The sequence below is a fragment of the Pseudomonadales bacterium genome (assembly GCA_013215025.1).
Classification (GTDB): domain Bacteria; phylum Pseudomonadota; class Gammaproteobacteria; order Pseudomonadales; family DT-91; genus DT-91.
The window spans coordinates 1-9290 of record JABSRR010000106.1 but is presented as its reverse complement, the minus strand read 5'-3'; the positions used below and the strand labels follow the sequence as shown (position 1 = coordinate 9290).

The following is a 9290-nucleotide window of genomic DNA, read 5'->3' as shown; positions in this document are numbered from 1 at the left end:
TTCTCAACACAGCCGCAAATTTGGCTAGGATTAAGCGCTGGCTAATACTCAGGCAGGTCAACGTTTGCAAACAAGGCATCTAGTTCAGCCTTAGAACTACAGTTAATCGCCTTATCAACCATATTTTGCGTCAGGTGAGGCGCAAATTGGGCAATAAAGTCATACATAAAGCTGCGTATATATGCGCCTTTACGAAAACCAATTCGGGTAACGCTGGGCGAAAACAAATGGCCTGCATTCAGGCATACTAAATCGCCATCGGCATCGGGCTTATAAGCCATCGAAGCGACAATGCCAATCCCCAAACCCAACCTCACGTAGGTTTTGATAACATCAGCATCGGCTGCCGTAAACACGATTTTTGGCATTAAACCCAAACTCATAAATGCATCATCTAACTTTGAGCGACCGGTAAAGCCAAATACATAGGTAACGATAGGATATTGTGCGATGGCCTGAAGATTTAATTCGCCGGTTTCTGCAAGTCTGGCTAAGGGGTGATCTCTTGGCACGACTATCGATCGGTTCCATTTATAACAAGGCATCATGATCAGGTCGCTAAACAAATCCAGCGCCTCCGTCGCAATGGCAAAATCTACAGTGCCATCTGCCGCTAATTCCGATATTTGCATTGGGGTGCCTTGGTGCATATGCAGTGCCACATCGGGATATTGCGCAATAAATTTTTCAATCACCGGCGGTAATACATAGCGAGCCTGAGTATGCGTAGTCGCGATTGACAAACTGCCCTTGCTGGGACTCGCAAATTCCTGCGCCACCTGCTTAATGCTGTCAACTTTTCGCAGTATTTCACCGGCCGTTTCTAAAATGGCCTCACCTGCCGGAGTCACTCGCGTCAGATGTTTTCCGCTTCGGGCAAAGATTTCAACGCCTAACTCATCTTCTAACAGACGAATTTGTTTAGAAATGCCGGGCTGTGAGGTAAACAGGCTTTGTGCCGTCGCAGAAACATTTAGATCATGATGTGCAACCTCCCAGATATACTTCAGCTGTTGCAGTTTCATGAAAACCTCCCTTATGATTAAACCTAACAACGACAAGCATTTTAATAGCAATATACTGCTAACTTACCGATATTCCTAAACAATCGGCCAATAGCGAAAACAACTTATAGCTGCTCGCTATGACGAACTTCCCTTTAATATATGTTTATAGCATATACGCATTTTGCTTTTTCACAAATTTTAATCGTAAATATCCAGTGACTGATGGCTGCCAACAGACACAGAAACATAATTTTGCTAACATGACCGGCATTTAAACCGCACCAATAAACATGAAATCAACCTCAACAGCCCCTCTAGTTTGGGCAGACATAAGCGCACCGGCACTCGCTCACAACATTGCTGTATTAAAACAACAGGTTGGTCATGCTAGGCTGTATGTCGTGGTAAAAGCTAATGCCTATGGGCACGGCATGCTTGAAATAGCGACTATTTTGGCAACGCTGAATCAAGTCCACGGATTTGCGGTAGCTAGACTCGACGAGGCCGAACAATTACGCAGCAGTGGCATTACGCAACCGATTATGGTGATGTCAGGCATTCAAACGCTAGACGATTTGGCCCTATGTGCGACACTGGACTTAGAGGCGGTTATCCATCACGAACATTTACTTAGCCAGATGGCCAATATATTACCAGGCCACTCTGCAATGCCCCAGTTTTGGCTAAAGCTCAACACGGGCATGAATCGACTCGGCATGACTAGCCAGAATTTAATCCACTTATTCACTCAAAATTCGGCATCATTGGCGACTCATATTAATAATTGCTGTAAAGGATTTATGAGCCATTTCGCCTCTGCTGAAGATGTCAATGCGTCTCAAACCCAGCAACAAATAAATGCACTCAGCCCTATCAAAGATTGGCTTGAGCAACAGCATATTCCTCTCAAGCTATGCCTGGCGAATTCTGCTGCGGTCTTTTACTTTGAAGATTATCATTTAGATGCGGTGCGCGCAGGCATCGCAAGCTATGGTATAAACCCCAACCCCAATGACGCAGCAATAGCTGAGCAGCTTCAACCAGTGATGCGACTCAAAGCAAAAGTCATTGCGCTTCACCACTGTAAAGCTGGCGAATCGATTGGCTATAATGCGACTTTTGTTACCCAACGTGACAGCCTTATCGCCACTGTTTCTGCAGGCTATGCTGATGGTTACCCTCGTCATGCACCTAGCGGCACGCCCGTGTGGATTAATGGACAAAAAGCTGCCTTAGCAGGAAGAGTTTCCATGGATATGTTGGCAATTGATGTTACCGATATTGACGTGAAGCTAGCAGACACGGTTGAGCTCTGGGGCGAGAATATTCCCTGTGAGCTGGTGGCAAAGGCTGCTAATACCATAGCCTATGAGCTTTTAGTGCATGTCAGTGACCGAGTGCCGCGCCTAATGCATTATTAAAAGTAACAGGCTGATGAAGTTATTTACAAGGGATAAATGTTTAAGCTGAACTCACAAACTGATGATATAAATCTCGAAGAGTAGTTATGAAGAGTAGTTATCTCGAATAGCATGAATCTCAGACAACACTCGCTTCAGATAAACTTTCCAGAGCAATAAAACCCCTAGAACAATAACTCACGATGCGGAAACACACCAAATAAGCCCCCGGTGTGCATAAATACCACGTTTTCAAAGTGATCATATTGACCTGCCAGTAGGTGCTGAGAAAAGCCGTCAAATGCTTTAGCAGTATAAACCGGATCGAGTACAACCCCCTCTAAACCAGCCAACTGCTTGATCCGTCTATAAACCGACCGGCTAGCCTTGCCATAGCCCTCGCCAACAAAGCCATCAACAATATGCAGCGGTAGATTGGCTAAATCGATCTCTAAATGATGCTCAGGGTCAAACAGCGCCTGCCAGGCCTGAATATCTTGACGCGATTTTTGCTCAAAATATCTAGCATCATCGCAGACGTTATAGGCAAATACTTGAACATTATTGCCAGCAAATAGCTGCATCCCCAAACTCAGCCCTGCCGCCGTGCCACCAGAGCCGGTTGCCATCACACAGGCATCCAGTTGAATATCCTGAATAGACGCTTGATCGAGCAATTCATCAGCAGCTTGCAAATAGCCCCAAACGCCATAGCCGTCGCTGGCGCCAACCGGAATATACCATGGCGACAAGCCCTGCTGAGTTAACTCTGACTGAAGTTCCGCAACATAATTGTCAAGCTGATCATAATACTGCCTTGGCGGAATGGTATGCAAATGGGCGCCCAGCAATTTATCCAGCAGTAGATTGCCATCGGCTATCGCTGGCGACTCGCCGCGTAGAATTAAATCACAGCGCAAGCCCAGCTGCGCGCAGGCAGCTGCCGTGGCACGGCAATGATTTGACTGAACGCCGCCCGCAGTGATAATGGCATTCGCACCCTGATCCAGCGCATATGCCAAGGTGTATTCAAGCTTGCGAACTTTATTGCCCGACAATAGCTGACCGCTGAGGTCATCGCGTTTCACCCAAATCTTCGGCGAATTTGGATTATTTGATCGAAGTTGTGCGGTAAGTCGAGATAAAGGCTGCAAAGGCGTGGGCAACTGCGCCAATGAGAGTTTGCTGATACCGCCGGCGTGTCTATCGAGAATTTGCTGGAAGTGCATCATCGATAAAAAATCCAAACGGTAAGTATATGAACAGCGGTAAACATATGAAGAGCAGCAAATACGTAAAGAGCGAAGATCGTTTTGCTGCTCAATTAAGCGCCGAATTAGATCGCTTTAAGCGTACCTTTAGGCAAAACAGCTAGAATGGCCTGCTTCTGAAATTTCAACTCTGTACCTTCGGCTACTTTTAAAACCACATAGGCATCATCAATTTTCTTTACCTTGCCTAAAATACCCGCATTGGTAGACACTTCATCACCCACCGCAAGCGCCGCTAGCAGATTTTTGTGTTCTTTTTGACGCTTACTTTGAGGGCGAATAATTAAAAAGTAAAATACGACAAATAAAATGCCAATCATGACCAACTGCATGATGCCCGCATCTTGACCCGCTTGAGCTGTTTGCGCATGAGCGGCAGGAATCAATAAATCCAACATAGCAATAACCTTATTGTTTGTAATGAAAGCGAATTATTATAAACCCTAAAGCGACGTTTGATAATCAATAATCAGAGGTGCATGATCAGAAAACTTTTCTTGCTTATACACCTCGGCTGTAACGGCCTGACCTCTTAAAGCACCTGTCGCGAGCATGTAGTCTAAGCGCCACCCGACATCATTGGCATAAGCCTGACCACGATTTGACCACCAAGTATACTGCGGCTTCTCGGGATGCAGCTCGCGGAAACTATCGCTAAAACCGTATTGCTGCAATAAATCATCCATCCACGCTCTTTCTTCAGGTAAAAAGCCAGAATTTTTTTGATTCGCTTTCCAGTTCTTTAAATCCAATTCACGGTGACAGATATTCCAGTCAGCACAGATAATATAATCACGCGAGGTATCCTTAGCCATGGCTTGAAAGATCGGCAAGCAGCTTTCCATGAAGCTAAATTTACGTTGCTGTCTTTCCGCACTAGAGGAACCCGATGGCATATATAAAGAAACAACCGAAACGCGCTCAAAATCGGCTTGCAGCCAGCGCCCCTCGGTATCGCAGACGTCAAAACCAAGGCCCTTTATGACTTGCTGCGGCTTTTTACGAGCATATAAAGCCGTTCCTGAATAACCTTTTTTTACTGCATCATAGTAATAGCAATGGTAACCATCAGGGTGAAAAACAGGATCATCCAACTGGTCGATTTGTGCTTTGGTTTCTTGAATACAGACAACATCGGCATTTTGATTGCTCAGCCACTGAAAAAAACCTTTCTTGGCTGCTGCACGGATGCCGTTGGTATTACAGGTAATTATTCGCATATGCTTTCTTGCTCATCAAAAGGCGAACAATCTTATGAAATTTATAGAAAATTACCAGTCATGAAGCCCTGTTAAAATATAAATAGGCTGTGGATAAACTTGTGCATGAATGTTTGGCGACAATAATTATGCCGCATAGCGCCATAAATCACTTTAACTGGAATGGAAATTTTTAAAAAAATAAATGCATATTTTCAATTACTTAAAAACAATATTTAATGTGAAATACTCGGAAACACCCTGGCTCGCTATTTTTATCCACAGGCCAAGTAGAGGATTTTAAATTGTATAACTTTGTTCGATTTTTTTATGCTTACATTGTTATAAATTCATTAGAAAGCTGGGCTGCAAAATGTCAATAAACCCAGCTGATCGCTCGGGCGAAAAATTTTCAAAGACATCTCTTACAATCGATACGACTCAACTTTGTTAACAGCATTGCGCTAAAACCGTTGCGAATACAGCTTTAAACTAAAACAGCTAAACAATATATTTTATCTCTTGGCTTGCTGATTCTTGCTGCGCCCTGCTGCTTTACAGATCTTATTTGATGAGGCTTTACTGCATATCTGTGATAATATCGAGTGATTATTTAACATGAAGATTCGCGCAGCCATGCAACATCAACCTCGCATACTGATTGTGGACTCTGGCATTGGCGGTCTTAGTATTTTACAGTCGATAGTGGAGCACCTGCCAAACGCTAAATTCAGCTATATGGCTGATACTGCATTTTGGCCTTATGGCGACAAACACGCTGATGCCATTGAACAACGTCTGATTGCTCTGCTTGACGCGATTGATGTTGATCGTTTTTTTGATGTGGCGGTGATCGCATGCAATACCGCCTCTACACTTGCACTTGATAGCCTGCGAAAACACTTTGATTGTGCGTTTGTGGGTGTAGTGCCAGCCATCAAGCCGGCAGCCAATATCAGTCAAAGCAAAAAAATAGCCATTTTAGCAACCGCAGCAACGGTTCAAAGTGACTACCTCAACGACCTCACTCATGAGTTTGCCAGTGATTGCGAGGTTTTCAAGCTTGCCCTGCCAGAACTAGTTGACATAGTAGAGCGCAACTTCTTAAATCATTGTCAATCAACTGCTAAGACGCAGCAACACAAGCTTGCGTCAATGATGCAATCCATAGACAATAAACTCAGCCATGTTGATATTGATACTGTGGTACTCGGTTGCACACACTTCCCTTTATTAAAAACTGAATTGCAAGCCAGTTGGCAAAAGCCTAAATTCTGGATTGATTCGGGAGATGCTATTGCGCGACGAGTGAAACACCTTTGTGACGGCATTAACACAGGCTATAGTGAGAGTCTGTGCCGATTTTTCTGCACCGACAGCCAAAACCTGAAAACTGAGCACTGGCTATCTGCTTTGCGTTTTGCCGGCATCAAGCAACACCAAGTTATTAACAGCAACGTCAACTTAAGCCAACAGGCGTTATAAATGCCATAGTTCGCAAAGGCTTGCGAAAAGAGAGACTACATGGAAAGTCAGTTGCAGGTATTAATCGTAGATGATGCCAAATTTAGCAGCGCTATGATTCAGAAAAGCTTAGCCCAAAGCAAGGTTGAGCAAATTGATTGCATATCAAATGCTGCTGACGCACTAACAGCCATGCAATCAAAGCACTATGCCGTAGTGATTGTCGACTGGATGATGCCCGATATGGACGGCATTGAATTAACACAGCATATTCGCCAGCTTGATGCATCAAAATACCAATACACCTATATCATCATGCTGACCGCACGCGACGGAGTCGATGCGCTGCAGTATGCGTTTGACCAAGGCGTTGATGATTTTGTCAATAAGTCTGAAATGCAGCAGCAACTTGCCCCTCGGGTAATGGCTGGGGCGCGAATGATCGCTAATCGCAACCTACTGCTGCAAAAAGCAGCAAAACTAGAGCAACAAAACAAACAACTCATATCACTCGCCCAAGTAAACTTGCTAACGGGACTGGGTGATAAACATTATGCGATCAAGCGCATAGACGAACACCTGCAATTTTGTGACTCTCGAGGTGGCGCTACCTGCTTACTATTGCTGCGTTTTAAGCCAAGCGCGCTGCAGCAGCAGCTGCCAAAGAAAATACAGCAAGAGATCATCAAAGGTATTGCGAAACGCCTGCTAGCAACCGTTAGGCCTTTAGATGATGTGGCACAACTCGACAGTTATAATTTTGCAGTCATCACCCATCAACATAGCTTAGATAACTGCATAGGCAGCTGCTACAAGCGTATCCGCGATAATATGCATAGACGCAGCATCGAAACCTCTTCAGGCTTTGAAACTGTTGATATTGTTATCGGCATTGCTGCCGCAGAACATTCATTTGGCTTACCCACTGCTGACCATTTAATTCGCTTAGCCCTTGATGCCGCTAGACGCGCTGAACAAAGCCAGCTGATTGAACACAACCACTATCAATCAGAGCGCATAAACTCTAACCTTCCTGCCGAATAATACCAGCTAACAAAGCCGCCATTTAGGCTTGCGATTCAGCTACTTTTGGGCATAATCTCGGCCTCTATTATCAAAAAAATGAAGAATAAGACTCATGAGTGAAATTGTTGCCAAAATTGCAGAAAGTACCGCACAACTTACCGCCGAGGGCTCACCTTGGCAGCTTGGACAGACCACTATTAATGGGGTTGAATATAAGTATTATCCTGGTGCACCAAAAACTTTAGCAGAACTTTTAGATGGCGGCAGAAATCACGATGCCAGCAATGAGTTTTTAATCTATCAAGACGAGCGCATGAGCTTTGGCGACTTTTTTGCCAAAGTTGATGCACTAGCTGCTGCATTACAACAGTCATTGCAGCTATCGAAAGGCGACAGAGTGGCGATAGCCATGCGTAATTATCCTGAATGGATGATCGCCTTTGCTGCGACTATTTATGCTGGCGGCGTACCGGTGCCTTTAAACAGCTGGGGACAGGCTGCTGAATTAGAATATGGATTGAACGACTCTGGCGCTAAATTTGCCTTTTTTGATCAGCAACGCTTTAACTATATCGAAGCCGAGCTTGAATCGCTGGGCGTCACGGCAATCGTCGCAAGGCCAGATAACGCTATTACTGCACCGCATTTCGATCAAGACGCACTCACGCAAGCTGGTACCGACCTATCATTAGAAAGCCCTGAAGTAGATCCTGAAGATATTGGCATGATTATGTATACCTCAGGCACCACCGGCAATCCTAAAGGTGCGGTATCGACCCATCGTGCAGTCTGCCAAGCAATTTTTAATTTTGAGTTAGCAGCAAATATCGCCGCCATGAGTGATTTTGAACCGGTTGGTAAAATGCTTGAGCGCGGCTTTCCACCTAAAGTCTTACTTGCTGTGCCGCTATTTCACGTATCGGGCTGTCACAGCGTATTTTTCTTATCATTGCGCGGCGGTCGCCCTATTGTGATGATGTATAAATGGGACAAAGTGAATGCGCTGCAGCTGATTCAAAATGAGCGCATCACAATGATTAGCGCTGTGCCCACCATGCTGATTGATTTGCTCGACGCCGATGAGTGGGCTGACTACGACACCAGCAGCATGTTTGGCTTTGGCGCTGGCGGTTCTGCACAGCCGCCGGGACTCGCCGATAAAATCTATGAAAAGTTACCGGACAGCTTTCCAGGCACAGGCTATGGCATGACAGAAACCAATGCCACTGGCTTTGCTATGACGGGCCGCGCCTATCGCGAGAACAACCGCTCTGGCGGCATTATCACGCCAATTGTAGACGTTCGTATTGTTGATGCTAACGGCACGCCAGTAGCACAAGGTGAAGCCGGTGAGATTCAATTGAAAACTCCTACAGCTGTCTCTGGCTACTGGGGCAACGAGGCTGCTAGCCAAGACACCTTTGTCGATGGCTGGGTGGTGACCGGCGATATCGGTCACCTTGATGAGCACGGCTTTGTTTATATTACCGATCGCATCAAAGATATGGTGATTCGAGGTGGCGAAAACATCGCCTCGCTAGAAGTTGAAGCCGCCTGCTCAAGCTTAGACAGCGTTGCCGAATGTGCTGTATATGGTCTACCAAATGACACGTTAGGCGAAGAAGTTGCAATTAGTGTAGTCCCGAAACCAGGGCAAACCGTCACAGCTAATGAGGTGCAAGCACATATTGCAACTCAACTTGCGGCTTTTAAAGTGCCCAGCAAGGTATTTATTGAAACTGAGGCACTACCCAGAAATGCGACCATGAAAGTGTTGAAGAATCTACTCAAAAGCAAATACTGTTAGGCAATAAAACTTCTAAACCCAAATAGAAAGCACTGGGGGACTTTCTCCAATACCCTAGTGCTGCAGTACTACCAATCCTGATTGTACTTATTCAGGTTGGTTTGGTTATTGCCCTT

Annotated in this window: 8 protein-coding genes; 4 read left to right on the top strand and 4 right to left on the bottom strand. The window is 45.3% G+C overall.

Annotated elements, in window-relative coordinates:
* Positions 1 to 41: 41 nt before the first annotated feature.
* Positions 42 to 1025, bottom strand: coding sequence for an HTH-type transcriptional regulator CysB (cysB, locus tag HRU21_08455; GenBank protein NRA42319.1), 984 nt, complete (start codon positions 1023 to 1025; stop codon positions 42 to 44).
* Positions 1026 to 1297: 272 nt separating this feature from the next.
* Here cysB and alr point away from each other — a divergent pair, with 272 nt between their 5' ends.
* Complete coding sequence (gene alr, locus HRU21_08450) at positions 1298 to 2428, top strand: alanine racemase (protein ID NRA42318.1); 1131 nt, start codon at positions 1298 to 1300, stop codon at positions 2426 to 2428.
* Between the two features lie 164 nt (positions 2429 to 2592).
* Here the strand turns inward: alr and HRU21_08445 are convergent, their stop codons facing one another.
* The 3 genes from HRU21_08445 to xth form a co-directional block, all read right to left on the bottom strand.
* A complete protein-coding gene (locus tag HRU21_08445) occupies positions 2593 to 3636 on the bottom strand; it encodes a D-cysteine desulfhydrase family protein (GenBank protein ID NRA42317.1) in 1044 nt (347 codons plus the stop codon).
* Positions 3637 to 3743: 107 nt separating this feature from the next.
* A complete protein-coding gene (gene yajC / locus HRU21_08440) occupies positions 3744 to 4076 on the bottom strand; it encodes a preprotein translocase subunit YajC (protein ID NRA42316.1) in 333 nt (110 codons plus the stop codon).
* A 45-nt stretch (positions 4077 to 4121) separates the two neighbouring features.
* A complete protein-coding gene (xth, locus tag HRU21_08435; protein ID NRA42315.1) occupies positions 4122 to 4898 on the bottom strand; it encodes an exodeoxyribonuclease III in 777 nt (258 codons plus the stop codon).
* A gap of 597 nt (positions 4899 to 5495) precedes the next feature.
* On the opposite strand from xth, the gene HRU21_08430 reads away from it, so the two are divergent.
* The 3 genes from HRU21_08430 (at position 5496) to HRU21_08420 (ending at position 9174) form a co-directional block, all read left to right on the top strand.
* Positions 5496 to 6362, top strand: a complete 867-nt coding sequence (locus HRU21_08430) for a glutamate racemase (protein NRA42314.1) — start codon at positions 5496 to 5498, stop codon at positions 6360 to 6362.
* 39 nt (positions 6363 to 6401) lie between these two features.
* Positions 6402 to 7385, top strand: coding sequence for a response regulator (locus HRU21_08425; GenBank protein ID NRA42313.1), 984 nt, complete (start codon positions 6402 to 6404; stop codon positions 7383 to 7385).
* A 94-nt stretch (positions 7386 to 7479) separates the two neighbouring features.
* Positions 7480 to 9174, top strand: coding sequence for an acyl--CoA ligase (locus HRU21_08420; GenBank protein ID NRA42312.1), 1695 nt, complete (start codon positions 7480 to 7482; stop codon positions 9172 to 9174).
* The last annotated feature ends 116 nt before the right edge of the window (positions 9175 to 9290 follow it).

Bases quoted from the DNA above. Each gene is read 5' to 3' on its own strand.
- HRU21_08420 (NRA42312.1), top strand. From the start codon at position 7,480: ATGAGTGAAATTGTTGCCAAAATTGCAGAAAGTACCGCACAACTTACC.
- alr (NRA42318.1), top strand. From the start codon at position 1,298: ATGAAATCAACCTCAACAGCCCCTCTAGTTTGGGCAGACATAAGCGCA.
- xth (NRA42315.1), bottom strand. From the start codon at position 4,898: ATGCGAATAATTACCTGTAATACCAACGGCATCCGTGCAGCAGCCAAG.
- HRU21_08425 (NRA42313.1), top strand. From the start codon at position 6,402: ATGGAAAGTCAGTTGCAGGTATTAATCGTAGATGATGCCAAATTTAGC.
- yajC (NRA42316.1), bottom strand. From the start codon at position 4,076: ATGTTGGATTTATTGATTCCTGCCGCTCATGCGCAAACAGCTCAAGCG.
- HRU21_08430 (NRA42314.1), top strand. From the start codon at position 5,496: ATGAAGATTCGCGCAGCCATGCAACATCAACCTCGCATACTGATTGTG.
- cysB (NRA42319.1), bottom strand. From the start codon at position 1,025: ATGAAACTGCAACAGCTGAAGTATATCTGGGAGGTTGCACATCATGAT.
- HRU21_08445 (NRA42317.1), bottom strand. From the start codon at position 3,636: ATGCACTTCCAGCAAATTCTCGATAGACACGCCGGCGGTATCAGCAAA.